Annotated in this window: 22 protein-coding genes; 6 read left to right on the forward strand and 16 right to left on the reverse strand. The window is 69.5% G+C overall.

Annotation, left to right across the window (positions count from 1 at the left end):
* Nucleotides 1–207: 207 nt before the first annotated feature.
* From JJ685_RS25675 to JJ685_RS25725, 11 genes are all read right to left on the reverse strand, one after another.
* Complete coding sequence (locus JJ685_RS25675) at nucleotides 208–1,170, reverse strand: IS110 family RNA-guided transposase (RefSeq protein ID WP_201677218.1); 963 nt, start codon at nucleotides 1,168–1,170, stop codon at nucleotides 208–210.
* A 494-nt stretch (nucleotides 1,171–1,664) separates the two neighbouring features.
* Nucleotides 1,665–1,850, reverse strand: coding sequence for a hypothetical protein (locus JJ685_RS25680; protein WP_201677219.1), 186 nt, complete (start codon nucleotides 1,848–1,850; stop codon nucleotides 1,665–1,667).
* Between the two features lie 131 nt (nucleotides 1,851–1,981).
* Nucleotides 1,982–3,127, reverse strand: a complete 1,146-nt coding sequence (gene tcuB / locus JJ685_RS25685) for a tricarballylate utilization 4Fe-4S protein TcuB (protein WP_201677220.1) — start codon at nucleotides 3,125–3,127, stop codon at nucleotides 1,982–1,984.
* Nucleotides 3,114–4,517 (reverse strand): FAD-dependent tricarballylate dehydrogenase TcuA, encoded by a 1,404-nt coding sequence (gene tcuA, locus JJ685_RS25690; protein ID WP_201677221.1) that lies wholly within the window; start codon nucleotides 4,515–4,517, stop codon nucleotides 3,114–3,116. The genes tcuB and tcuA overlap by 14 nt, the downstream gene beginning before the upstream one ends.
* A 57-nt stretch (nucleotides 4,518–4,574) precedes the next feature.
* The gene (locus tag JJ685_RS25695; RefSeq protein ID WP_201677222.1) at nucleotides 4,575–5,513 is read right to left on the reverse strand and encodes a LysR substrate-binding domain-containing protein; all 939 of its coding nucleotides are present in this window, start codon (nucleotides 5,511–5,513) and stop codon (nucleotides 4,575–4,577) included.
* A gap of 74 nt (nucleotides 5,514–5,587) precedes the next feature.
* Entirely contained in the window at nucleotides 5,588–6,757 is a 1,170-nt protein-coding gene (locus JJ685_RS25700; RefSeq protein ID WP_201677223.1) for an acyl-CoA dehydrogenase family protein, read from the reverse strand.
* Nucleotides 6,758–6,794: 37 nt separating this feature from the next.
* Nucleotides 6,795–8,081, reverse strand: coding sequence for a benzoyl-CoA 2,3-epoxidase subunit BoxA (boxA, locus tag JJ685_RS25705; RefSeq protein ID WP_201677224.1), 1,287 nt, complete (start codon nucleotides 8,079–8,081; stop codon nucleotides 6,795–6,797).
* Between the two features lie 21 nt (nucleotides 8,082–8,102).
* Complete coding sequence (gene boxB / locus JJ685_RS25710; RefSeq protein WP_201677225.1) at nucleotides 8,103–9,530, reverse strand: benzoyl-CoA 2,3-epoxidase subunit BoxB; 1,428 nt, start codon at nucleotides 9,528–9,530, stop codon at nucleotides 8,103–8,105.
* Between the two features lie 15 nt (nucleotides 9,531–9,545).
* Nucleotides 9,546–11,258, reverse strand: a complete 1,713-nt coding sequence (gene boxC / locus JJ685_RS25715; RefSeq protein ID WP_201677274.1) for a 2,3-epoxybenzoyl-CoA dihydrolase — start codon at nucleotides 11,256–11,258, stop codon at nucleotides 9,546–9,548.
* 82 nt (nucleotides 11,259–11,340) lie between these two features.
* Nucleotides 11,341–11,976: a 3'-5' exonuclease gene (locus JJ685_RS25720; RefSeq protein ID WP_408015497.1), complete on the reverse strand. Its 636-nt coding sequence runs from the start codon at nucleotides 11,974–11,976 to the stop codon at nucleotides 11,341–11,343.
* A 91-nt stretch (nucleotides 11,977–12,067) separates the two neighbouring features.
* Nucleotides 12,068–13,885 (reverse strand): DUF294 nucleotidyltransferase-like domain-containing protein, encoded by a 1,818-nt coding sequence (locus JJ685_RS25725; RefSeq protein ID WP_201677226.1) that lies wholly within the window; start codon nucleotides 13,883–13,885, stop codon nucleotides 12,068–12,070.
* A gap of 179 nt (nucleotides 13,886–14,064) precedes the next feature.
* On the opposite strand from JJ685_RS25725, the gene JJ685_RS25730 reads away from it, so the two are divergent.
* From JJ685_RS25730 to JJ685_RS25745, 4 genes are all read left to right on the forward strand, one after another.
* Nucleotides 14,065–14,409 (forward strand): DUF485 domain-containing protein, encoded by a 345-nt coding sequence (locus JJ685_RS25730; RefSeq protein ID WP_201677276.1) that lies wholly within the window; start codon nucleotides 14,065–14,067, stop codon nucleotides 14,407–14,409.
* Nucleotides 14,406–16,133, forward strand: a complete 1,728-nt coding sequence (locus JJ685_RS25735) for a cation acetate symporter (protein ID WP_201677227.1) — start codon at nucleotides 14,406–14,408, stop codon at nucleotides 16,131–16,133. Before JJ685_RS25730 ends, JJ685_RS25735 begins: the two co-directional genes overlap by 4 nt.
* 155 nt (nucleotides 16,134–16,288) lie before the next feature.
* Complete coding sequence (locus tag JJ685_RS25740) at nucleotides 16,289–17,668, forward strand: class II 3-deoxy-7-phosphoheptulonate synthase (RefSeq protein ID WP_236599265.1); 1,380 nt, start codon at nucleotides 16,289–16,291, stop codon at nucleotides 17,666–17,668.
* 144 nt (nucleotides 17,669–17,812) lie between these two features.
* A complete protein-coding gene (locus JJ685_RS25745) occupies nucleotides 17,813–18,370 on the forward strand; it encodes a porin family protein (protein ID WP_201677229.1) in 558 nt (185 codons plus the stop codon).
* A gap of 45 nt (nucleotides 18,371–18,415) precedes the next feature.
* Here JJ685_RS25745 and JJ685_RS25750 read toward each other — a convergent pair whose 3' ends face one another.
* The 4 genes from JJ685_RS25750 to JJ685_RS25765 all read right to left on the reverse strand — a co-directional run bounded on the left by JJ685_RS25750 (nucleotide 18,416) and on the right by JJ685_RS25765 (nucleotide 22,441).
* Nucleotides 18,416–18,676 (reverse strand): hypothetical protein, encoded by a 261-nt coding sequence (locus JJ685_RS25750; RefSeq protein ID WP_201677230.1) that lies wholly within the window; start codon nucleotides 18,674–18,676, stop codon nucleotides 18,416–18,418.
* A gap of 142 nt (nucleotides 18,677–18,818) precedes the next feature.
* The gene (locus JJ685_RS25755; protein ID WP_330901845.1) at nucleotides 18,819–19,691 is read right to left on the reverse strand and encodes a mechanosensitive ion channel family protein; all 873 of its coding nucleotides are present in this window, start codon (nucleotides 19,689–19,691) and stop codon (nucleotides 18,819–18,821) included.
* 106 nt (nucleotides 19,692–19,797) lie between these two features.
* Nucleotides 19,798–21,126 (reverse strand): DUF1214 domain-containing protein, encoded by a 1,329-nt coding sequence (locus JJ685_RS25760; protein WP_201677232.1) that lies wholly within the window; start codon nucleotides 21,124–21,126, stop codon nucleotides 19,798–19,800.
* Nucleotides 21,127–21,286: 160 nt separating this feature from the next.
* Entirely contained in the window at nucleotides 21,287–22,441 is a 1,155-nt protein-coding gene (locus JJ685_RS25765; RefSeq protein WP_201677233.1) for a BamA/TamA family outer membrane protein, read from the reverse strand.
* A 144-nt stretch (nucleotides 22,442–22,585) separates the two neighbouring features.
* Between JJ685_RS25765 and JJ685_RS25770 the strand changes: the two genes are divergently transcribed.
* Complete coding sequence (locus JJ685_RS25770; RefSeq protein WP_201677234.1) at nucleotides 22,586–22,930, forward strand: hypothetical protein; 345 nt, start codon at nucleotides 22,586–22,588, stop codon at nucleotides 22,928–22,930.
* A 48-nt stretch (nucleotides 22,931–22,978) separates the two neighbouring features.
* Nucleotides 22,979–24,550 carry a phospholipase D family protein gene (locus JJ685_RS25775; protein WP_201677235.1) on the forward strand — a complete coding sequence of 524 codons (1,572 nt, stop codon included), beginning with the start codon at nucleotides 22,979–22,981 and terminating at the stop codon, nucleotides 24,548–24,550.
* A 361-nt stretch (nucleotides 24,551–24,911) separates the two neighbouring features.
* Here JJ685_RS25775 and JJ685_RS25780 read toward each other — a convergent pair whose 3' ends face one another.
* The gene (locus JJ685_RS25780) at nucleotides 24,912–25,289 is read right to left on the reverse strand and encodes a response regulator transcription factor (RefSeq protein ID WP_201677236.1); all 378 of its coding nucleotides are present in this window, start codon (nucleotides 25,287–25,289) and stop codon (nucleotides 24,912–24,914) included.
* Between the last annotated feature and the right edge of the window lie 67 nt (nucleotides 25,290–25,356).

A 25,356-nucleotide genomic window follows, 5' to 3' on the forward strand; every position in this document is an offset into this window, starting at 1 on the left:
TCACTGCCAAGTTGAGGTTGTCGCGATGGGCTGACGTGCGACCGGCAACCGCTGGGAGCCGTGTTCGGTGAACGTCGCGCCACTCGGGCCGGACCAGCCGTGTCTGTCCGTCTCTGCGACTGGGATGGACGGTGCGCTCGCGCCCGCGCCACGGAGGACCAGGGCGTGACCGTCCGACTCGGCGACATAAAGACACCATTGTGGTTGTCAAGTCGGTGTGGCAAGCGACCTGGCCGGGTCGAACGGCTTGCCCGACTTCAGCACGCCATAGGCGATGGCCAGCAGCTTGTGCATGCACGCCACAACGATGACCTTGCCCGGCTTGTTCTGCTCTTTGAGGCGCTGCCAGAATCTGGCGATCATGGGGTTGTATTTGCCCGCGACCATCGCTGGGAAGTAAAGGGCATGCCGCAGCGCCTCGTGGCCCATGGGATGAGTGCCCCTTTTCTTGTTCAGCGAAGAGCCCGACTGCTGAATCATCGGCGCCAGGCCGGCATGCGCAATGAGCGCTTTGACGCTCTTGAACCGCTCCGGGCGGCCGATGTACGCCAGCAGCTGCGGAATCGTCTTGTCCCCCAGGCCGGGAATGGTCTCCAGCAGACCGCGGCGCGACTTCAGATCCAGATCGTCGTTGATCGTCTGGCGGATCTGCGCGCGCACCTCCTCGATGCTTGCGTCTAGCTGCGAGATGATCTCCAGCAGCGAGGAGCGCACAGCCTCGTGGGCCACCTCCAGACGATTGTCTTCGGCCTGCCGCATCCCCTTCAAGGTCTCCAGCCGGCCCACGAGCGCTTGCAGCTTTCTCACTGCTGGAGACGGCGCCTGCCAGAGTTCGGGCTGGGTGCGATCGGCATACCGCGCCAGCGCCTTCGCATCGGCGCTGTCGGTCTTGGAGCGAGCCCCTTCAGATTCGACAAACCTCTTGACCAGCATCGGATTGACCACCGAGACGTCAATGTCCTGCTCGTGCAGGAACAGCGCCAGGCTCTCGTGGTACACGCCGGTGGCTTCCATGCACACGTGAACGTTGGCCTGTCCGCCGGGCACGTTGGACGCTATCCACTCCAGAAGCGCCCGGAAGCCGGCGCCAGTGTTGCTGAACACTTTGGAGCGATATTTCTTGCCGTCCAGCAGCAACGCAACGTCGAACTTCGCCTTGCTGATGTCCACGCCGAGCTTCAATTTCACCTGCGAGCTTTCCGTGATAGCGCGCTATTCGACTGGCACATCCTGATATGCGAGGTCACCACCGGCGGCGGCCGGCGGTGCCCCAAGACACCATTCGAGCTACTGCGTCGAATCCGGGTGGCCCCCACTCTTAATGACAGGCTTTTCGCCGAAGGAGGAGAACGGGGGCATCCGCCCGGGCTCCCTCAGCGCGGCGGGAGCGGTGGAAACAATATCAGGAGGAGGCGCGGGCGCGGCGCCAAACTGGGGGGCACTCTTTTCATCCGCGCCGGGGGACAGTCGCAGAGGCGGACGGTCACGTCCTGGTCCGGGTCGGAGGCAACCGGCGAACGGTGGTAGCCATCGGCCGCGCTTCTTTTGTTCTCCCCGGAAGTCGGTGAAAAGAACCCTTTTTTTGTGCTGGGCAACATGGGGGCCAAGACCGGGTCACTTCACCCGGTGGGGCACGCTCCCATCTTCGGCAAGGACTCCCGCTTTCAGGACAGGCGCGTCAGCGAGGCCTGCACGATCACGTACGCGTACGAAGCGGCCAGCAGCAGCAGCCACGCGCCCGGGCGGCCGCGCGGGAACAGCACGGCGGCCGTGACGCGACGCGACGCATCGCTCTCGCCGTCCTGGCCGGCGCCGAATTCGCCCGGACGCGGATCGGCGCGATTCGGCAACGGGAGTCCGAAACGAGACGAGGCAAACATGATGGCTGGTCCCCTTGGCGTTCGTGTCAGCCTATCGTCAAGCATCAAGCGGGCCACCCGATTGCGGCAAGTCAAACATCGGGACGAAACCGGGTTTCGCCCTAGTCGCTCCCAAGCTGCAGCCGGTTCGGCCGCCGGCGCTCGATGGAAAATTTAAGCAGGGCCGCGACCCGGTACACCGCGTGCGCGAACTTGCCATAGGGCAGCGTGAGGAACAGCGCCAGCACGGTCCCCAGGTGCACCGCCAGCAGCAGCCCCATCGCGCCGGTGGCGCGCAGCGCGAGCAGCGCCAGCCCGGTCAGGCTGGTCGCGAACAGAAGCACGGTGAAGGCGCGGTCCATGGGCCGCTGCTGGGGGTCGCCGTGCAGCGGGTGCCGCCGCAGGTTCAGCCACAGCAGGCCGGCCGGCCCGACCAGCAGGCCGATGCCGCCAAGCGTGCCGAGCAGCACCGGCACGCTCGCGAGCGGATAGGGCGCATGCCAGCCCAGGGCGTAGTGGTACAGCGTCGCCACGCAAGTCGCCGCGAAGCACAGGAGAAAGCCGTAGAAGGTGAAGTGGTGGAAGCGCCGGCGCGCCCGCGTGAACGCATCGTGCTGCTCGTTGCAGCCGTCGCCGTGGCCGCCCTCCAGGTAGGTGAGCGCGAGGGCGTTGCGCGCGGCCTCGGCCGCCGCCGGGCCGCTCACCGCGCCGGGGGCCTGCCCGCGCCAGAAGCGCGCGGCGCCGATGCCCAGCGCGATCGCGGCGAACAGGAAGGCGGCGCCGAACATCCATCCCAGCATCGCATGCGGGAAGACCGCGTAGAAGTCGCCCGCCAGCGGCGCGTGCGACAGCGTGCCGCGCGCCGCCAGCAGCAGGACCAGGAACAGCGCGAGCCCTCCCGCGGTGGCGAGCGCCAGCACCAGCCCGTTGCGCCGGTACAGCGCGCCGAGCGCGTGCGGCCACGCGTAGTCCGCATAGGTCTCGCGCCGCACCTGCGCCATCGCGCGGGGCACGTTGACGGCGAACTCGTGCGGCGGCGCGTACTGGCACGCGTGCAGGCAGGCGCCGCAGTTGTGGCACAGGTTGGCCAGGTAGTGCACGTCCGCGGCGCCGAACTCCAGCCGGCGTGTCATGGCGGGGAAGACGGCGCAGAAGGTCTCGCAATAGCGGCAGGCATTGCAGATCTGCATCTGCCGCGCCACCTCCGCGACGGCGGCGCCGTTGGCGAGGGCCACGGCCTCGCGCGCGAGGGCGTCAAGCGACTGCATGCGCGGCCTCCCCGAGCGCGGCGCGCGCCGCCTGCGTGCCGGCGATGCGGCCGAAGGCCGTGCCGATGCTCATGCCGACGCCGGCGGTGTAGCCCCTGCCCAGCACGTTGCCGGCCATCATCTCGCCGGCCACGAAGAGGTTGTCGCTCGGCCGCCGGTCGAAATGCACCCGCGCCCGGTCGTCGGTCCGCAGCCCCAGGTAGGTGAAGGTGATCCCCGGCCGCAGCGCGTAACCGAAGAAGGGCGCCTGGTCGATCGGGCGGGCCCAGTGCGTCTTGGGCGGCGCCAGGCCTTCGGTGTGGCAGTCGTCCAGCACGGTGTGGTCGAAGCTGCCGACGCGGCAGGCGGCGTTGTAGGCGTCCAGGGTCTGCATGAAGCGTCGTTCGGGAAGGCCCAGCGCGCGGGCCAGGTCCGGCAGGGTGTTCGCCTTCACGCCGGGAAAGACGGGCGGCATGAAGCGCCCGATCGCCTTGCTGTCGATGATGCAGTAGCCGATCTGCCCCGGCTGCAGGGCGACCAGCCGGCCCCAGATCGCGTAGCGCTTGGGCCAGAAGTCCTCGCCCTCGTCGTAGAAGCGCTCGCCGTCGCGGTTGACCATCACGCCCAGCGAAACGGCGTCGACCCGGGTGACGATGCCGCCGTCGTAGAGCGGCGCGCGGGCGTCGATCGCGACGCAGTGGGCCTGCGTCGGGTCGCCGATGATGTCGGCGCCCTGCTCCATCATGTGCCTGAGGAGGACGCCCTGGTTGAAGCGGGTGCCGCGGATCAGGAAGTTGTCGGCCGGCCATTCGCCGCGCTCGTTGCGCCCCCAGGCCTCGCGCAGCCACTCGCGGTTGGACTCGAAGCCGCCGCAGGCCAGCACGCAGGCCTTCGCTTCGATGCGGCGTCCCCCGGCATGCGCGGCGACGAAGCGGCCTTCGCGGAGTTCCAGCCGGTCCACCGGGGACTCGTAGCGGATCTCCACGCCCAGGTTCTCCGCACTGCGGTAGTAGGCGTTGACCAGCGCCTTGCCGCCGCCCATGAAGAAGGCGTTGGTGCGCGAGAGGTGCAGCGTGCCGGCGAGCGAGGGCTGGAAGCGCACGCCGTGCCTGCGCATCCACGGCCGGCAGGTGGCCGAGGCGCGGATCACCAGCCGGGCGAGGGGCTCGTCGGTGTTGCCGCCGGTGACCTTCAGCAGGTCCTGCCAGAACTCCTCTTCCGGATAGGACTCGAGCAGCACGTCCTGCGGCGCGTCGTGCATGCAGCGCAGGTTGCGGGTGTGCTGGGAATTGCCGCCGCGCCATTCGCGCGGCGAGGCTTCGAGCAGCAGCACGCTGGCGCCGGCTTCGCGGGCCATGAGTGCTGCGCAGAGGGCGGCGTTGCCGCCCCCGATGACCAGGACGTCGTGCATCGCCGGACTGTAGGCGACATCGCCGGCACCTGCCAGGCGCGTCCGCTCAGCCCGGTATCACGGATCGTGATGGCTCGGCCGGGCCCCGGCCCAGTCACCGGCGGCGACCAGCTCGCGCGCGCATTCCGCCAGCGCCACCCGCACCGCCAGGGCCGCCGGCGAGAGTTCGTCGTCGGACAGGCTGCACAGGGAGTTGAGGCGCCGCACGCGGGCATCGGCGATCTCGGCCAGCTCGAAGGCCTCCTCCGCGTCCTCGCAGCGCGCCAGCGCGGCGCGCGGCTGGATGGTGGCGCCGAGGCCGGCGCGCACGGCGTCCATCACCAGCGCCAGCGAATCGATCTCCATCGGGCGCAGCCGCCGCAGGCGCCGGCCCGAGAAGGCGGCGTCAAGCGTCGCGCGCAGCCCGTGCGGACCGCTGGGCAGGATCAGGGGCAGTTCGCCGAGCGCGGCGAGGCGGATCTTCGCCGGCAGCGGCTCCCGCTGCCCCTGGCGGGCCCGGATCAAGTACAGCTTCTCCTCCACCAGCGGCGTCACGCTCCAGCGCCGCCCGGGGTCGGTGTCGAACAGCACCGCCAGATCGAGCTGCCGCGCGTTGAGCATTCCCGAGAGGTGGCCGGACAGGCTCTCCACCATGTGCAGCCGCACGTCCGGGTAGCGGTCGCGCACCGCGCGCATCAGGGGCAGGCCCAGCACGGAGGCGGTGGTCGGCGCGAGGCCCACGCTGACGCTGCCGGACAGGCGCGACTGCTGCGCGGCGCGCGCCGCCTCGTCGGCGTGGCGCAGCGCCAGCTGGGCCTGGCGGAAGAAGGCGAGCCCCGCCTCGGTGGGCGCGACGCCCTTGGAGCTGCGTTGCAGCAGCCGCGTCGCCAGTTCGCCTTCGAGGCGCGCGATCTGCTGGCTCAGCGCCGACTGCACCACCTCGAGGTCGATGGCCGCGCGGCTCATGCTCCCGAGTTCCACGATCCGCACGAAGTAACGCAGTTGGCGAAGTTCCATCGCGGCGAGCGTACACCGGCACCGCCGGGGCAACTGCGCCCGCGGCCGTGGCTGACAGGGGCGGCGGACCCGCACTAGAAACTGCGCGGCAGCCCGAGCAGGTGCTCGGCGACGTACGCGTAGATCAGGTTGGTCGAGATCGGCGCCACCTGGTACAGGCGGGTCTCGCGGAACTTGCGCTCCACGTCGTATTCGTGCGCGAAGCCGAAGCCGCCGTGCGTCTGCAGGCAGACGTTGGCGGCTTCCCAAGAGGCCTTGGCGGCCAGGTACTTGGCCATGTTCGCTTCGCCGCCGCAGGGCTTGTGGGCATCGAACAGCGAGCAGGCCTTGAAGCGCATCAGGTTGGCCGCCTCGGTCTCGATGTAGGCCTCCGCGATCGGGAAGGCCACGCCCTGGTTCTGCCCGATGGGACGGTTGAAGACCACCCGCTCGCCGGCGTACTTGCGGGCCTTGTTCACGAACCAGTAGGCGTCGCCGATGCATTCGGCGGCGATCAGCGTGCGCTCGGCATTCAGGCCGTCCAGGATGTACCTGAAGCCCTGCCCTTCGGTGCCGATCAGGTTCTCCGCCGGGATCTCGAGGTTGTCGAAGAACACCTCGTTGGTCTCGTGGTTCACCATGTTCGGGATCGGCCGCACCGTCATGCCACGGCCGATGGCCTGGTGCAGGTCCACCAGGAAGATGCTCATGCCCTCGCTCTTCTTCTTCACCTCGGCCAGCGGCGTGGTGCGCGCCAGCAGGATCATCAGGTCGGAGTGCTGGATGCGCGAGATCCACACCTTCTGCCCGTTCACCACGTAGCGGTCGCCCTTCTTCACCGCCGTGGTCTTCAACTGCGTGGTGTCGGTGCCCGTGGTCGGCTCGGTCACGGCCATGGACTGCAGGCGCAGCTTGCCGCTGGCGATGCCGGGCAGGTACTGCTGCTTCTGGGCGGGCGAGCCGTGGCGCAGCAGCGTGTTCATGTTGTACATCTGCCCGTGCAGGGCGCCGGAGTTGCCGCCCGAGAAGTTGATCTCCTCCATGATCACGGAGGCCTCCGCCAGCCCGAGGCCGGAGCCGCCGTAGTCGGAAGGGATCAGCGCGGCCATCCAGCCCGCCTCGGTGAGCGCGTCCACGAAGGCCTCCGGATAGCCGCGCTCGGCGTCGACCTTCTGCCAGTAGGCGGAGTCGTAGCGGCCGCAGAGGTCGCGCAGGGCCTCGCGGATTTCCTGGTAGGCGTCGGGCGCCGGGATCTGGATGTGCATGGCGGGATTGTGGGCCAGCTCCGATCCCCGCGCAGGGTCAATAAGTCTCCAGGTGCAGGCGCCCGTCGCGGCGCAGCGCCGCACCCACGGTGTCCCAGTCCAGCCCCGCGGCGGCGGCCACGTCGCGCAGCGTCATCACCACGCCCTCTTCCATGGCCTTGAGGCCGCAGACGTAGAAGTACGCGTTGGGGTCGGCGAGCAGCGGCCCCAGGTCCGCCGCGCGCTCGCGCATCAGGTCCTGCACGTAGCGCCTGGGCTGGCCGGGCACGCGGCTGAAGGCGAGGTTGAGGTCGATGAAGTCCCTGGGCAGGTTCTGCAGCGGCCCGAAGTAAGGCAGTTCCTCGGGCGTGCGGGCGCCGAAGAAGAGCATCAGCTTGCCGCCTTCGAACTTGCCCGACTTGCGCAGCCGCCGCCGCCACTCGGTCATGGCCCGCATCGGCGCGCTGCCGGTGCCGGTGCAGATCATCACGATGTGGCTCTTCGGGTGATTGGGCATCAGGAAGCTGGCGCCGAAGGGCCCGATCACTTCCACCGTGTCGCCCACCTTCAGGTCGCACATGTAGTTGCTGGCCACGCCGCGCACCGGGCGGCCCTCGTGGTCCTGCAGCACGCGCTTGATGGTCAGCGAGACATTGTTGTAGCCGGGGCGCTCGCCGTTGCGCGCGCTGGCGATGCTGTACTGGCGCGGATGGTGCGGGCGCCCGTTGCCGTCGACGCCGGGCGGGACGATGGCGATGCTCTGGCCTTCCAGCACCGGGAAGGGCGTGCCGCCGAAGTCCAGCACGATGTGGTGGGTGTCGTACTCCCGGCCGACCTCCGTGACCCGGTGGTTGCCGGTGACCGTGGCGGCCAGCGTCTTCGCGGGGGCCTTCGGGCCGTAGAGGTTGGTGAACGCATGCGCGGCCGACCAGGGCGGCACGGTGGCGCCCCAGTCGGCGCTGCGGAAGGTCGAAGCCTCCGGATCGATCTCCGCCGCCGGGGCGCTGCTTCCCGGCGTCGGCGGCACCTCGACCGGCGCGGCACCGCCGGCGGCCTCGGCGAGTTCCGCCTCGGACAGCGCCTCGGGCAGCGACTCCCAGCCGAACTGCTCCTCCAGCGTGTACGGCCGCGCCCTGGGCACGGTGCGCCAGTTGTCGATGCTGCCGGTGGGGCACGGCGGGACGCAGGCCATGCACAGGTTGCACAGCGCCGCGTCGACGACGTAGTTGAGCGAATCGTGCGTGATCGCCTTGGTGGGGCAGGTCGCCTCGCAGGTGTTGCAGCGGATGCAGATCTCCGGATCGATCAGGTGCTGCTTGAGGAAGATGACGTCCGATGCATCCATGACTGGCCCCTGCCCCGCCGTTCAGGCGAAGCGCACGTACTCGAAGTCCACCGGCTGGCGGTTGATGCCCAGCGCCGGCGGCGCGATCCAGTTGGCGAACTTGCCCGGCTCGACGACGCGGCCCATCAGGCTCGCCACGAAGGCGCGGTCGGCCCCGCTGGGCAGCCACTGGTCCTTCTTCGCGTTCCACTCCGCCTCGCTCACCACCACGCCTTCGGGCGAGACCTTCACGCCGGCCAGCGCGCCGATGTTGCGGTGGAAGGCCTTGTGCGGCGTGACCAGCCGGAACGGGATGCCGGCCTTCTCGATCACCTTGTTCCAGCGCGCCACGCCGCCCATGCTGTCCTTGATGTAGTCGTCGCGCAGCACTTCGTTGAGCGCGTTGAGCATCGGCACTTCCTTCTGCACCAGCTTGCCGTCCGCCGCGTTCAGCACCCTGTAGGTCTGGCCGCGCAGCTGGTGGTCATCCGCGCGCCTGCCTTCCTCGAAGCGGCCCTTGAGGCCGGAGCTGTAGAAGGTGGCGGCGTTGCTCGATTCGTCGGCGCCGAACAGGTCGATGGTGACGCTGAAGTGGAAGTTCAGGTAGCGCTGGAGGGTCGGCAGGTCGATTACGCCGGCCTCGCGCAGCGTCTTCGGGTCGTCGGTCTTCAGCTCGTTCATCGCCTGGCAGGTGCGCTGGATGACGCGGCTGATGCCCGACTCGCCCACGAACATGTGGTGCGCCTCCTCGGTCAGCATGAACTTCGTCGTGCGGGACAGCGGGTCGAAGGCCGATTCCGCGAGCGCGCACAGCTGGAACTTGCCGTCGCGGTCGGTGAAGTAGGTGAACATGAAGAAGGACAGCCAGTCGGGCGTCTGCTCGTTGAAGGCCTGCAGGATGCGCGGGTTGTCCTGGTTGCCGCTGCGGCGCTCCAGCAGGGCCTCGCCCTCCTCGCGGCCGTCCTTGCCGAAGTACTTGTGCAGCAGGTACACCATGGCCCAGAGGTGGCGGCCCTCTTCCACGTTGACCTGGAACAGGTTGCGCAGGTCGTACTGGCTCGGGCAGGTCAGGCCCAGGTGGCGCTGCTGCTCCACCGAGGCCGGCTCGGTATCGCCCTGGGTGACGATGATGCGGCGCAGGTTGGCGCGGTGCTCTCCGGGGACGTCCTGCCACGCGGCCTCGCCGAGGTGGTCGCCGAAGTGGATCTTGCGGTCCTGCTCCGGCGGATTGAGGAAGATGCCCCAGCGGTAGTCGGGCATCTTGACGTGGCCGAACTGGGCCCAGCCCTCCGGGTCGACGCTGATGGCGGTGCGCAGGTAGACGTCGAAGTTCTGGCTGCCGTCCGGGCCCATGTCCTGCCACCAGCTCAGGTAGTTGGGCTGCCACTGCTCCAGCGCGCGCTGCAGCGCCCGGTCCTCGCTCAGGTTGACGTTGTTCGGGATCTTCTCGCTGTAGTTGATCGTGCTCATGTCTCGCTCCTCGGGTCAGACGCGGTTGAAATCGAAGGCGGCGCGGTCGCCCTTGCCGTACACCTTGAGGGCACCCTTCTCGCCCACGGCATTGGGGCGCTGGAAGATCCAGTTCTGCCAGGCGGTGAGCCGGCCGAAGATGCGGGTGAACATGGTCTCGGGGCCGTTGAAGCGCAGGTTCGCCTCCATGCCGGTGAGCGCATCGGGGCTCATCGCGACGCGTTCCTCGATCGCGAGGCGGATCTCGTCGGGCCAGTCGATGTCGTCGGGGTTGCTCGTCACGAGGCCGAGCGCGAAGGCGGAGGCGGCGTCCAGCGGCTCGCCGGCTCGCGCGCGCACCGCGGCCAGCGCCGGCGCCTCGTCGTAGAAGCGGCGGCCCAGGCGGCTCTGGCCGGTGGCCATGGGGTAGAGGCCGAAGTTCGTCTCGGCGACCTCGATCGTCGGCGCCGACGAGGGATCGTCCGGCAGCGCCAGCTGGTAGCTGCGGTCGCAGGCCAGCGCCAGCTCCAGCAGGCTGCCCACGAAGCAGGAGCCCTGCTCGATCAGGGCGAACAGGCTGCGGCTGGAAACGTCGAGGCGGCTGAAGGTGCGGCGCAGGTAGCCGACGGTCTCGCGCACGAACCAGTGGCCCCCGTGGGCCAGCAGCGCGGCGTCCATGGAGCGCACGTGCTCCGCCTTGCCCTCAGTCCTGAGCAGCCAGGTGCCGATGTCCGGCTCGTTGGTGCGCAGCAGGAGGATCGCGTCCTCCAGTTCGCGCGCGAGCCGCAGCGGGTACCAGGCCGCGCCCTGCGCCTCGATGGCTGCGATCTCGCCCTCCACCGGCGCGGCGGGCGCCTTCACCGTGAGGGTCGCGATGCGGCGGGCGCGGTCGATCTCCACGTTCACGGCGGAGTAGCGCAGCGCGTCGGCTTCGATGGTGCGCTCCAGCGGGGTCAGTTCCACACCCCTGGCGCCGGCAGGCCGGTCGCTGCCCTCGGCGAGCTGCAGCGCACGCTCCTGCACGCGGGCGGCGAACTGCGCCGGCCGCACCACCTCGTCGACCAGGCGCCAGTCCACCGCCTTCTGGCCGCGCACCCCTTCGGCGGTGGTGCAGAAGATGTCGGCCAGGTCGTGCCGCACGTGGCGCTTGTCGGTGACCCGCGTGAGGCCGCCGGTGCCGGGCAGCACGCCCAGCAGGGGCACCTCGGGCAGGCTCACGGCGCTGTTGCGGTCGTCGACCAGGATGATCTCGTCGCAGGCGAGCGCCAGCTCGTAGCCGCCGCCGGCGCAGGCGCCGTTCACCGCGGCCAGGAACTTGAGGCCGCTGTAGCGCGACGAGTCTTCCAGCCCGTTGCGGGTCTCGTTGGTGAACTTGCAGAAGTTCACCTTCCAGGCATGGCTGGACAGGCCCAGCATGAAGATGTTGGCGCCGGAGCAGAACACCTTGTCGCGGGCGCTCGTCAAGACCACCGTGCGCACCTCGGGGTGCTCGAAGCGGATGCGGTTGACGGCGTCGTTCAGCTCGATGTCGACGCCGAGGTCGTAGCTATTGAGCTTGAGCTTGTAGCCGGGGCGCAGGCCGGCGTTCTCGTCGAAGTCGGCGACCAGTCGGGCGACCGCCCCTTCGAAGGACAGTTTCCAGTGGCGGTACCGGGAGGGATGCGTCTGGTAATCGACCGGGGTGTCGGGGGCGGGGAGGGACAAGGGCTTCTCCGGTTGCTGCTGCACCAAAATGCTTTTGATCTGCATCAAGAAAACGCAGCATAGTGCACATTGGCATCCGGAACAAGCAGTTTGGTGCCTAGGGGTTTACCCTAGACAAAGCACCCGGTCAGGCATCCTCGAGCAGGTGGCGCAGCTTGACGAAGGCGAGCGCCGCCATCACCGCATCGCTCAGGGCGTCGTGCGCCGACTCCATGGGCAGGTCCAGCGCCTTCATCATGGTGGCGAAGCGCAGGTCGATCTGCGCCGGCTCCTGGTACGGCGGCAGCTGTCGCCGCTTCCAGTCGTAGAACATCGCCGAGACCTCGAACCTGCGCTGCGGCAGGCCCATCCCCAGCAGCGGGAAGATGGCGCGGTGGATCATCGCCAGGTCGAACTCGAGGTAGTAGCCCACGAGCGGCCGGCTGCCGATGAAGCGCATCAGCGCCATCATGGCCTCGTCGGAATCCAGGCCCTCCTGCACGTCGCGTTCGCGCAGGCCGTGCACGCGCGCGCTGTCCGCCGAGATGCGGCGCCGGCTCGGGCGCACCAGCAGTTCCAGCCGCTCGCTGGTGAGGATGCGGTCGCCGACGATGCGCACCGCGCCGACGGAGATGATCTCGTCGCGGTGCACGTTGAGGCCCGTGGTCTCGCAATCGAGCGCCACCCACTCGCCGGGCGGCGGCGCATCCCACATGAACCGGAAGCGCTCGTCCCCCAAGTGGTAGAGCATCCACTCGCGCTTCAGCGCGCCCAGCCAGGTCAATGGATATCCTCCCCCAGGCTCCGCACCGCGTGCTCCGCCTCCCCCCTCCGCAAGCGGAGGGGGCGAGCGCCTTCGGGCGGCCGTGCGGCGCTCACAGCATGTCCAGCCGGTAGCGGTGCCGCAGCATCGCCTGGAAGCGCTTGACCGCGGCCAGCGCGTCCTTCAGCAGGTCGCGCTGCAGGCTGGTGAGCGACTCGACGTGGATCAGGCGGCCGTTGCTCCCGCCCCTGGCATCCAGCCCGGCCTGCAGCTTGAGGCCCATGAAGAAGTGCAGGCTGTCCACCAGCTCCGCGCCCACGCCGCGCGGCAGCCGACCCATCGCGCACAGCGCCTCGATGCGCTCCACCGTGCCGGTGCAGGCCAGCCGCGCCTCGAAGGCGAGGCTGCGCACGCCGTGCACCAGCGGGAAGATGCCGGCCTTCTTCAGGTCCAGCGCCTTGTCGCCGTCGCCGAGGAAGAACAGGCGGTTCCACCAGCCGCTTTCCTGCTCGAAGGCGTCGATCGCCGCGGCGAAGCGCGCGAGCAGCGCGTCGCTGTCGGAGAGCAGCCGGTCGACCTCGGCGCGCACCTGCGCGAGCAGCGCGGCGTCGCCGCACACGGGGCGCGCATCGATGAAGATCGCCAGCGCGATCAGGCTTTCGGCGTCCGGCATCAGCAGCCAGCGCCGCACCATCTGGCCGAAGGCCTCGGCCGGCTGGCGCCACTGCGGGTTGCTGATCATGATGCGCCCCGGGCATTCGGGGTAGCCGAAGGAGGTGAGCGCGTCGGAGAACCGCTGGCAGATCGCGGCCAGGTCGTGCGGGCAGTCGTAGCCGTCCCGCAGCACCAGGCCGTTGTCCTGGTCCGTCTTGAGGAGCTGCTCGCCGCGGCCCTCGCTGCCCATCACGAACAAACAGCTGTTCTCGAACAGGTCCTGCGGCGCGATGAGCGCCCAGGCCCGCTCGAACAGCTTGGCATTGAGCTCGCCCACCAGGCGCGCGATGGCGCCGGCCTTGGCGCCGCCGCGCCACAGCAGCGCGGTCAGGCGCGTCACCTGCTCCGCCGCGCGGGCGAGCGCGGCGAGGTCCTCGGCCTGCACGATCTGCACCGTGATCAGGTAGGAGTGGTTGGAGAGGAAACTCAGGAGGTCCAGCTGCTCCAGGAAGCCGACGACGCGCTCGCCGTCCATCACCACGAGCCGGTGCACCTGGTGCCGGATCATCAGCGCCAGCGCCTCCACGAGCGAATCCTGCGGCCGCACCGTCACCAGCTCGAAGGTGGCGAAGTCGCGCACCGGCAGCCGCTCCAGCGGCGTGCCCTGCAGCACCGCGCGCTGCAGGCCGGTGGTGGTGAACACGCCCGTGCGCGGCGGCTGCGCGCGGGCGTCGCGCACCAGCACGTTGCCGGTGTGCCGCGCCTGGAACACCTTCACCACCGAGACGATGTCGTCGTCGGCGTCGACGGCGTGGGCGGTCCGCAGGTAGGCCTCGCCCACCCGTCCCAGCGCCAGCGACTGGCGCTCCTGCGCGACGGCCTGCTCGGCGATCGCATTGAGCTTCTGCGACAGGTCCGCGAACAGCAGCGCGCCGAAGGTGGCGTTGCGCGAGATCAGCTCGCTCACCGCCTGCCGCGCGACGAGGTGCACCAGCACCTCCTCCTGCGCCACGAAGCGGCTGCTCGCCTTGCCCGCCACCAGGGCGCGGCCGTCGAAGCAGTCGTCGGGCCCGTAGCTCGCCACGCACTCGTCGCCGTCGAACTGCTGCACGCGGCCCTTGATCACCACGAACAGGTGGGCCGGCTCCACGCCGGGCGCGAGCAGCGTCGCGCCTTCGCGGAAGTAGCCGACGTCGACATGGTCCCGCACGAGGCGCTGTTCGTCGGCGGACAGGCAGTCGAAGGGAGAGACGGAGAAATCGAAGGAGGCGGGCACGGGATCCGATCATCGCGATTCACGCCGCGCGGCGCTTGCGCTGGCTCAATCGCCCCGCGGCGTCAGATTGGCGTCAGACGTGCAGGCCGGTCAGATACGGGTCAGCCTCGGTCCCGACACTCGCCGCCTCGGCCAATGAAAAGGGGACAAGTGTGAGTGAGACAGCAATCGCCCGGGGCATGCCCGGTGCCAACAAGGGCAAAGCGCAGTCGCCGCGCCTCGACGACGTGACGGAGCGCATCCGCGCCAACCCCAAGTACCAGGAACTGCGGCGCAAGCGCAATGGCTTCGGCTGGGCGCTGACGGCGGCGATGCTGGTCGTGTACTACGGCTACATCTCGCTGATCGCGTTCAACAAGCCCTTCCTGTCGCAGCCGATCGGCTCCGGCGTGACCACCCTCGGCGTGCCGATCGGCATGGGCGTGATCATCTTCACCATCCTCATCACGGGCTTCTACGTGCGCCGTGCCAACAACGAATACGATGCGCTGACGCGCGCCATCCTCGAGGAAGAAGTCAAGTGAGCCGCATCCTTCGCACCCTCGCGGCGCTGGCCGTCCTCGCCGCGCCCCTGGCGGCCCTGGCCGCCGGCGACGGCCCCGGCCAGGCGGCCAAGCAGGCCACCAACTGGACGGCCATCACCATGTTCGCCATCTTCGTGATGGGAACGCTGTGGATCACCAAGTGGGCTGCCGCGCGCACCCGCTCGGCGGCCGACTTCTACACCGCTGGCGGCGGCATCACCGGCTTCCAGAACGGGCTGGCCATCGCGGGCGACTACATGTCCGCCGCGTCCTTCCTGGGCATTTCCGCGGCCGTGATGGCCACCGGCTACGACGGCCTGATCTACTCGATCGGCTTCCTCGTGGGCTGGCCCGTCATCACCTTCCTGATGGCGGAGCGCCTGCGCAACCTCGGCAAGTTCACCTTCGCCGACGTCGCCGGCTACCGCTTCAAGCAGACGCCGATCCGCGCCTTCGCCGCCTCCGGCACGCTGGTGGTGGTGGCCTTCTACCTGATCGCGCAGATGGTGGGCGCGGGCCAGCTGATCAAGCTGCTGTTCGGCCTGGACTACTGGATCGCCGTGGTGCTGGTGGGCGCGCTGATGATGATCTACGTGCTGTTCGGCGGCATGACGGCCACCACCTGGGTGCAGATCATCAAGGCGATCCTGCTGCTGTGCGGCGTGAGCTTCATGGCCTTCATGGTGCTGGCGCAGTACGGCTTCAGCCCCGAGGCGCTGTTCGCCAAGGGCGTGGAGGTGAAGAAGCTGATCGCGCAGAACGCGGGCAAGTCGCCGGACGAGGCGTCCAAGATCGGCCTGTCGATCATGCAGCCTGGCGGCTTCGTGAAGGACCCGATCTCCGCCATCAGCTTCGGCATGGCGCTGATGTTCGGCACCGCGGGCCTGCCCCACATCCTGATGCGCTTCTTCACCGTGCCGGACGCGAAGGAAGCGCGCAAGTCGGTGTTCTGGGCCACCACCTGGATCGGCTACTTCTACATCCTGATCTTCATCATCGGCTTCGGCGCCATCGCGCTGGTGCTCACCAACCCCGAGTTCGCCGACGTCGCCAAGGGCATCATCAAGGGCGGTGCGGGCACCTCGAACATGGCCGCGGTGCTGGTGGCCAAGAGCGTGGGCGGCGACGTGTTCTTCGGCTTCATCTCCGCGGTGGCCTTCGCGACCATCCTGGCGGTGGTAGCCGGACTGACGCTCTCCGGCGCCTCGGCCGTCTCGCACGACCTGTACGCCACGGTGTTCATGAAGGGCAAGGCCGACAGCGTCAAGGAACTGAAGGTCTCCCGCATCACCACCCTGGCGCTGGGCTTCATCGCCGTCCTGCTGGGCATCGCCTTCGAGAAGCAGAACATCGCCTTCATGGTGTCGCTGGCCTTCGCCATCGCCGCATCGGCCAACTTCCCAGTGCTGTTCATGTCGGTGCTGTGGAAGGACTGCACGACCAAGGGCGCGGTGATCGGGGGCTTCCTGGGCCTGGTCTCCTCCGTGGGCCTCACGGTGGTGTCGCCCTCGGTGTGGGAAGTCACGCTGGGCAACCCGAAGGGCAGCGCCTGGTTCCCCTACACCTCGCCGGCCCTGTTCTCGATGGCCATCGGCTTCGCGGGCATCTGGCTGTTCTCCATCCTGGACCGCAGCGCGCAGGCCGCCAAGGAGCGTGCCGCGTTCGACGCGCAGCAGGTGCGCTCGGAGACCGGCCTCGGCGCCTCCGGGGCTTCGGGGCACTGAAGACGGTTCGCCTTCATCCCCGCGCAGGCGGGGATCCGGAAAAGCGCCGCGCTGCGGCGCTTTTCGCTTTTGGGGCCGCCCTGGATTCCCGCCTTCGCGGCAATGACGAAGAGGTGCGCGGGAACGACGGGAAGCGGCGGTCTAAGATGGTTGCCATGCAAGAGTGGTCCCCCTCCTCCTGGCGCGGCCGCCCGGCCCTGCAGCTGCCGGCCTATCCCGAGGCGCACGCGCTCGCGCACGCGGAGCGGCGCCTCGCCGCCCTTCCGCCGCTGATCTTCCCCGGCGAGATCGCGCAGCTGCGCGAGCGGCTCGCCGCCGTGGCGCGCGGCGAGGCCTTCCTGCTGCAGGGCGGCGACTGCGCCGAGAGCTTCGACGAGTTCGGGCAGGCGCCGGTGGAGTCCACCTTCCGCGTCATCCTGCAGATGGCGGTGATCCTGACCTATGCCGCCGCCTGCCCGGTGGTGAAGGTGGGCCGCATCGCGGGCCAGTTCGCCAAGCCGCGGTCGTCCGAGCAGGAGACGGTGGACGGCGTCACCCTGCCCTCCTACCGCGGCGACATCATCAACGCCAGCGCGTTCACCGCCGAGGCCCGCTGCCCCGACCCGGCACGCCTGCTCACGGCCTATTCGCATTCCGCCGCCACCCTCAACCTGCTGCGGGCGCTCGCCCAGGGCGGCTTCGCCGACCTGCACGAGGTGCACCGCTGGACGGCCGACTTCGTGCGCTCCAGCCCCCAGGGCGAACGCTTCGAGGAGCTGGCCGACCGCATCACGCAGTCCCTCGCCTTCATGGAGGCCTGCGGCTTCGACGCGGCCCGGGCACCGCAGCTGCATGCCGTGGAGTTCTACACCTCGCACGAGGCGCTGCACCTGCATTACGAGGAGTCGCTCACCCGCCTTAGCGAGCGGGCGGGCGGCTGGTACGGCGGCTCGGCCCACATGCTCTGGCTCGGCGAGCGCACGCGCCAGGTCGAGGGCGCGCACGTGGAATACCTGCGGGGCATCCGCAACGTGGTGGGCGTCAAGCTGGGCCCCGCCGCCGATCCCGACGACGTGCTGCGCCTGCTGGACCGGCTCGACCCGCGGCAGGAGCCCGGGCGGCTGGTCCTGATCGCCCGCATGGGCAGCGACAAGGTGGCCGCGCGCCTGCCGCCCCTGCTGCGCGCGGTGCGCCGCGCGGGCCGCACGCCCGTGTGGTGCTGCGACCCCATGCACGGCAACACGGTCACTTCGAGCAGCGGCTACAAGACGCGCGACTTCGAACGCATCCTGCAGGAGGTGCGCGGCTTCTTCGCCGCCCACGTGCAGGAAGGGACCTGCCCCGGGGGCCTGCACTTCGAGATGACGGGCGAGGATGTCACGGAGTGCCGCGGCGGCGCCCAGGCCCTCACGGACGAAGGCCTCTCCAGCCGCTACCGCAGCGCCTGCGATCCGCGCCTCAACGGCTCGCAGAGCCTGGAGCTCGCGTTCCTGATCGCGGACGTCCTGAAAGACGCGCGGCGCAGCCACGGATCGGCGGGATCCGCAAGCAGCTAGCCTGCACGGCCGTGGCGCGCGCGCCGCATCCCGCGTGGATGGCCCCTTCGTCCAATAGACTGTTTCCAGCCCCGTTCCGGACACTGCAATGGGCTCCCCCGAGCCCTGGCAGCAAGGACACGCTCAAATACTAGGGAAATCCAAATGAAACGAACCATCCTCACGGCGACCACCGCACTCGCATTCGTGGGCACTGCCCAGGCCCAGATGCAGATGCCGCCCCTCACCGGCCTGTACGGCGAGTTGGGCTACACCTTCCTGAAGGTCGATGCCCTCGGCACCAGCGGACGCCCGGGCGCGATCCGGGGCGTCCTCGGCTACGAGTTCCATCCGATGCTCGCCGTGGAAGGCTTCCTCGGGGGTGGGGTCCAGAAAGACGACCGGGACATCCTCGTGAACGGCGTCTCGAACAACGTCAGCTTCGATGCCAAGGCCCTGTATGGGATCTGGGTGCGGCCGAAGTACGCCATGAACCAGTTCGAGCTGTTCGCGCGCCTCGGCTGGGCGCACACCAAGGTGAATGTCGAGGCGCGCCCCAGCGGGCTCAACGCCACCCAGAGCGATGACGACTTTTCGTGGGGAATCGGGGCCAACTACCGCTTCAACCGGAACTTCTACGCCGGCATCGACTGGATCCGCTACTCCAACCAGAGCGACCACAAGGTCGATGGCCTGACCCTGTCCGTCGGCTACCACTGGTAGCCTGGCTCAGCGGCGGCGCGGCACGCCGGGCCGCCGGCCGGACGCTCAGTGCGAGGCCGGCTGGCTCTGGCGGGCCTGCTGTTCCGGGGCGGGCGCGGCGCCCTCCCCCTTGCGGAACACGATCTCTCCACTCGGCACGTGCACCACGCGGATCTCGTTGCCTTGCGGCACGAAGCATTTCGCGGCCAGCGCGATCGCGACGGACCGGCTGCTCACCGCGTACTCGGCTGCTCCAGGCGCGGGCCAGAGCGCCCCGGAGATGGGGTGGCTGCTTTCCACCCGGAAATCGCCATTGGCGAACTGCATTGTCTTGTCTCCCCCATGCCTCGTTCAGGTACTGCTGTGGCAGCCGAGGCTGCTGCCGACCGAGCACGGGAGGATAGCGGCGCGACCCCGTTCAGTCCTTAGTTCTTATCCTTAACGGCACTGAGGGATTCCGGGGCGATCCTCACATCGCGGCGGCTTCGAGGCCCGTGCGGCCCTTCAGTTCGCCGCGCCGTTCGAATTCCGGCAAGCCGCTGAGCATGGTGATGCTGGCCGGGGTCGGCGCCGGCCAGCCCGCTTCCTTGCAGGTCCGCACGATGGCTTCGTTGGTGTCGAAGTACACCTGCCAGTAGTGCTGGTTGTCGCAGTAGGGCCGCACCGCGATCACCGGGCCGAGCAGGTTCAGGTCCAGCAGGTTGACCTCGGGCGCGGGCGAGGTCTGCACGTTCGGGATCCGCGAGACCGCTTCGCGCAGGCGGGTCCGCGCCTCGGCGAGGTCCACCGCGCCGGAGAGTTGCGCCACGCGGTCCACGCGGCGCACCGGCAGGGTCGAAAAGTTCTGGATCGTGTCGGCGAAGATCTTGCCGTTGCCGATCAGGGTCATCACGTTGTCGGGAGTGATGAGGGTGGTACCGAACAGTCCCAGCTCGTGCACGGTCCCGGTCACGCCGCCCACGGTGACGAAGTCACCCACCTTGAACGGGCGCAGCACCAGCATGAAGGCACCGGCGGCGAAGTTGCCCAGCATGCCGCTCCAGGCCGCGCCGATCGCCACGCCCGCACCGGCCAGCATCGCCGCGAAGGAGGTGGTCTGCACCCCGAAGTAGCCGAGGATGCCGAGCACCAGGGCGATGTTCAGCGCGATGTTGATGATCGAGCCCAGGTATTTCGTCAGGGTCGGGTCGATGCTGTTGCGGTTCATCGTTGCCCGCACGATGCCGATCACGCGCCCGATCAGCCAGCGCCCCACGACCCAGAAGGCGATCGCGGCCAGCACCTTGAGGCCGACGTCCAGCAAGGTCACCCGAAGGAAGGTCTCGGCGGCGGAAAGGTCCACGGCAGGCTCCTGGCGTGAGGGGAACTGGACTGTATTCAGCGCACCGGCGGCCGCTATGGGACTTTGGTGCCATCCGGGTAGGCGCGGCCTTCCACGGAAGGTCCTCCTAGAGAGCCTCGATGTCCGCCAGGCTCCAGCTCTTGTCGAAGAGGGAGGCGCCCGGGCCATACAGGCGGAACATCGCCACCCACGGCTTCTCGCCGGGCGTGGCGACCCAGTTGGACTTCCCGCCGGCGGGGGGACGCGGGGCGAACGTGACGTCCACCGAACCATCGGCATTGCGGGCCACGCCTTCGTCGTACGAGTTGAGCTCGATGCGTTCGGCGCCGCGCACGAAGGCGCAGGTCTCGAGCTCGTACACCGTCACCGCCCAGAACTGCTGCGCGGGGACGTCGGGCGGCACGCGCAGCCGGTACTTGCGGCCGCCCTGCAGGGGCGCTCCGCCCGCATCCGCGCAGGAGGAGAGGTAGAAGGTGGCCGCGCCCGGCCTGCGCGCGGGTGCGCAGCCGAAGTAGAAGAGCTCGCCGCGCGCGTCGATGTCGAGCAGCTGGCCGGTCATGAAGGTGAAGCCCGTCTCGGCGCCGACCGGCCGGGCGGGCAAGGTCCACTGCCGCGCGGACCAGTAGGCCGGCAGGGCGCGGAGGCCCGCGATGAAATCGGCGTGCGCCTCGATGGCGGCGCCGCGCAGGATCTCGCGCAGGCCTGCGTCCGGCTGGAACGGACGGCCCTTCTCGATGCCGATGGAGCGCAGCAAGGCCATCGCGACGAGATCGTGCTGCGCGAGAGGTTCTTCCTGGACCATGCGCGCCAGGCTGTCGAAGAAGGTGTCGTCGAAGCGCGCGATGCCCTCGAAGGGCTTGCCGGCCATGTCGACGAAGCGCTGCAGCGGTGGGTCGGCCGCGTCGGCCAGCCGGTAGGCCCGGACCTTGCGCACCAGGGCCAGGGCCCGGGCCACATCGTCGGGGGCCGTCGTCCTGGGGATGACGCGCAGGAGGGAATACCCGTTGAAAGTCGGCAGGGGCACGACGAAGCAATCGGCGGGCACGGATTCGCTCCAACCGGGCGGCAGGACGACGTACCTGCCTCCGCGTCCGCCATCGGACCCGGCGGGCCCCACGTCGGCGGCCGGCACCTGCCATGCGTCGTTGAGGCTGCCGAACAGGCCGGCTCCCTCGGCGGGCGGGATCTCGAGCACCACCGGTCCGCCCGCGGTGTTCAGCGGGATATAGGCATACCAGGAGGACGCATTGGGCGTGGTGACCTGGAATTTCCAATCGGCCTGCTTCGACAGGTAGACGATGTCGTCATAGCGGCCGCCCGCATCGCGCAGGAAAGCCTGCCGCATCGCATCGACGCTGACCAGGGGCATGCCCCAGATCGCCGATTCGACGGCGCGGCGTTCGACGCTGCGGCGATCCAGTTCGCGGTCATGCATGTCCACCTCCGTGCGTCAGTCCTCGCGCTGCGCCCATGGCGCAGGCGGGCGGACCATGCCCTCCGCCTCGACCGGCGCTGGAGCGATGGCGATCGCGTTCATGGAGGACAGTCTTCGCCGCCACCGCCCGCATGGCGATGGGACCTTGGGCCAATGACGCTCAGCGCCAGGCCGACCCGACCTGGATGTACCACGCGCGGTCCAGGTTGCTCCAGGCCCAGTCGATGCCCGCGTAGATCCCGAGCCTGCGGGCGATGAGGTAGCGGAAGCCGACGCCCTTGGTGAAGGCATCGGCGCCTTCGGAGAAGTTGCCGTTGCGCCCCCAGGCGCGGCCGCCGCCGAAGAAGCCCACCAGCGCCCAGCGGGCATCGACGTTCCAGCGCGCCTCGGCTTCGAGCACCGCCGTGTGCCGGTCCTGCAGGCGCACCGCCGGCACGCCGCGCAGGTCGACGAAGGGCAGCATGTAGAAGGGCACGCGGCCGTCCGCCGAGCGCGCGTCGGCGCGGCCGGCCAGCACCAGCGAGCGGCCGACGGGCAGGTAGCCGAAGACATGCGCCCGATAGGTCTGGAAGTTGGTGTCGCTGCCCCACTTCGGGTCGTACCAGGTCAGGTCGATGGAGCCGGTCCAGCCCCGCGACGGCGTGAAGATGTTGTCGCGGGTGTCCGCCTCGAGGGACAGCCCGAGTCCCGAGGCGCGCTTGCTGCGGTCCAGGTCGCCCAGCCTCCCGGAGACCGGCTCGAGGTCGAAGCGGTTCGACAGATCCAGGTAGTTCCAGCGCCCGACGATCCAGTAGTCGCTGTCGCGGATGCGGAACATCGCGTGCTGCACCGAAGCCCACCCGTCGAGGTTGTAGCCCAGCGGCGTGGCGCTGGTCCCGAAGAAATCGAGATTGAGGCTCACGCGGCCGACGACGCCGCGCCAGCGGTAGCGGTCCTGGTCGAAGGTCACCAGCCCGCCCGCGGCGGCCGCCTTGGTTCCGTTCTCGGTCCCGGCGCCGCCGAGGAAATAGATGTCCGGCGGCGTGCGTGGCCCGCCGCGCGTGGGGGCCGCCTCGTCAGGCTGCTGCCCCGCCTGGCGGAAGAACACGGCCCCCAGTCCGCCGCCATTTCCCACGGCGGGTTCGGTGATGAAGAACGGCACCAGCAGGGCGCCCTTGCGTTCCAGCAGCCACTCGGACAGGTCCAGCCGGCCGTCTTCGGGGTCCTTGAGGGAATCGAGGATCCCGGCCGGAGCGGGGCCCGCCAGCGCGAGCAGCGCCAGCCAGAGCACGGCTTGCCGCCTGCAGCAGGCGGTCAGGCGGTGCTCGGGCAGCATCGCGCGATTCTTTCCGGCGCCCCGGCGCACCGACATGGGACCAAAGCCCACTGTGCCGAGTCGACTGCAGCCCGCATCATGCCGCGTGGTGGCTGAGACGCCCTCCACCCCGGAAGGAGCCGCCACCCGTTCTGGAGGTATCCCATGTTCAAGAGCAGTCTCTGCATTGCCGCCTTCATCGCCGCGCTGGTCGCTCCGCCTGCCGTGTTCGCGCAGTCGGATACCCCCGGCGAGGGCCGGGCCGCCCCGAGCAAGCCGGCGACGAAGGAAGAAAAGAAGGCCGCCAGGGCCAAGCGCCAGGCGCACGGCAAGGAAATCGCCAAGAAGGACGAGGGCCGCCTGGAGGACCCGGTGCACAAGGGCCATTCCAGCAAGAAGCCCGCGACCGCCGAGGAAAAGGCCGCCGCGAAGGCAGCCCGCCAGGCCGAAGGCAAGGAAGTGAGCAAGCAGGGTTCCGGCCGCCTCGAAGACAAGCCGACTTCGCGCTAGCCGGAACGGAGTCCACGCCAGAGCGCCGCGCAACGCACAGTGGCCGGCATGGGCGCCAGCCTGTCCAGGACCGTGCGTTCCGTGGCGTTCGCGTTCGCGCTCGCCGCGTGCGCAAGCCTGCCCGGCGCGCCGCCGCGGGTGACGACGCTCGCACTCACCGACACTTCTCAAACGACGCTGGGCCGGCTGCTCGGTCCGCCGGCCGCCGCGCATCCGGGCCGGTCGGGGGCCCACGCGCTGGTCGCCGGGCGCGAGGCCTTCGCCGCGCGGCACGCGCTGGCGCAGGCCGCCCAGCGCAGTATCGACGTGCAGTACTACATCTGGCACGCGGACGTCAGCGGGGCCCTGCTGGCACGCGCGCTGTGGGACGCGGCCGAACGCGGCGTGCGCGTGCGCATGCTGCTGGACGACATCAACACCAAGGGCCTGGACCCCCTGCTCGCCACCCTGGACGCGCACCCCAACATCGAGCTGCGGCTGTTCAATCCCTTCGCCAACCGGGGCTGGCGGATCGGCGACTACGTGTCGGACTTCTCCCGCGTCAACCGCCGGATGCACAACAAGTCGTTCACCGTCGACAACCAGGCCTCGGTGGTCGGCGGGCGCAACGTGGGCGACGAGTACATGGGGGCCGAAACCAGCGTGGCCTTCACCGACCTCGACGTGGTGGTCGCCGGCCCCGTCGTGCGGGACATCTCCGATTCCTTCGACCGCTACTGGAACAGCGAAGTCGCCTATCCGGCGGCCAGCATCCTGCCCCCCCTGGACGAGGCGACCCGCGCCGCCGCGCAGCGACAGCTGGACGAACTGAGCGGCCGCGTGCAGGCCTCCGGGTACATGGAAGCCGTGCGCAGGCTGGGCGTCGCGGAGCGGATGCTGGCCGGCGAGGCGGCGCTCGAATGGGTTCCCGCGCGCCTGGTGGCCGACCCGCCGGAAAAGGTGGTGAACCCGCCCGAGCGCAAGGACCTCCACATGCTGCCGCTCCTCACCGAGGCGCTGGGGCGGCCCGAGCGCGAACTGCTGCTGGTCTCGCCCTACTTCGTGCCCGGCGAGGAGGGCACGCAGGCCCTGCTGGCGCTCGCCCGGAGCGGCGTCCGCATCCGCATCCTCACCAACTCGCTGGCCGCCACCGACGTCGGGCCGGTGTATGCCGGCTACGCGCGCTACCGCAAGGAACTGCTGCGCGGCGGCGTGCGCCTGTTCGAGCTGGCGCCGGCCGCCCTGCCCCCCGGCGCGACCCGGGACAAGGATTCCGACCGGGCGCCGGGCGGCAGCGGCGGCAGCTCGGGGGCCAGCCTGCACGCGAAGACCTTCGCCGTCGATCGCGCGCGCATCTTCGTCGGCTCCTTCAACCTGGATCCGCGCTCGGCGCGCCTGAACACCGAGATGGGCGTGGTGCTGGAAAGCGCGCGCCTGGCCTCCACGCTGGGCGATGCGTTCGACCGCGACGTGCCGCGCAAGGCCTACGAAGCGGTGCTCGCGCCCGGCGGTGACTCGGTGGAGTGGATCGAGCGCACCGAGGCCGGCGAAGTCCGCCACACCTCCACGCCGGGCGTCGGGCCCTTGCGCGTGATGTGGATGGGAGTGCTCGGCATCCTGCCGATCGAGTGGCTGCTCTGAAGGAAAAAAGGCCCGCTGGCTTCGACAGCCAGCGGGCCAGGCGTCGCGCCTTCTGGTCCCGACCCGGGGAGACGCGTTGGTCGGTCCCGACGCGGCGCTTCTCGCACGCTTCTCCCGGGGGAGTCCGCAGGATCGTTCCGATGGCCGCAACTGCCAATGGGACCTTGGGCCAACAGCGCCCCGCTTACGGTTGTTCACCGCGCGCCGGCGCCCCGCCACTCTTCGAAGTCGTCGTGCGTCGCCGCGCGCCAGCAGGCCGTTGCAGAGGCGCGCGCCCAATGCGCGCGAGTCGCGTGGAACGATGTCAGGGCGGCGGGGAGGTGCTCGCCACGGACCCTGGTCCATGCGCGGGCGGGAGGGATCAAGCGGCGGAGACGACGGCGCTCTCGATCGCATGCAGCAGCATCGCGTCGTCGACCGGCTTGCGCAGGTACGCCACCGCGCCCATCCGCAAGGTCCGCTCGCGGCTGTCCGCGGAGTCATCGCCGGTGATGATCACCACCGGGACGCGGGACGGAAGCTTCTGAATGGCCTGCAGGATGTCGATCCCGTTGACGACCGGCATGCGCAGGTCGAGCACCACGCATTGCGGCGCCTGGCGCTGCACCGAGTGCATGAACTCGACGCCGGACGAGTAGGTCTCCACGGCGAAGCCAGCGGTGCGAATGAGACGCCCGAGGGCGTTGCGCACCGATTGTTCGTCGTCGACCACGGCAACGAGACATGCGTTCTGTTGCATCCGGGAACGCTAAGGCTTTGTGCCCAAGGCACCAATAAGACCTTGGTCCCACGGCCGACGGAGGGGG

Source organism: Ramlibacter monticola (assembly GCF_016722785.1).
Classification (GTDB): Bacteria; Pseudomonadota; Gammaproteobacteria; order Burkholderiales; family Burkholderiaceae_C; genus Ramlibacter; species Ramlibacter monticola.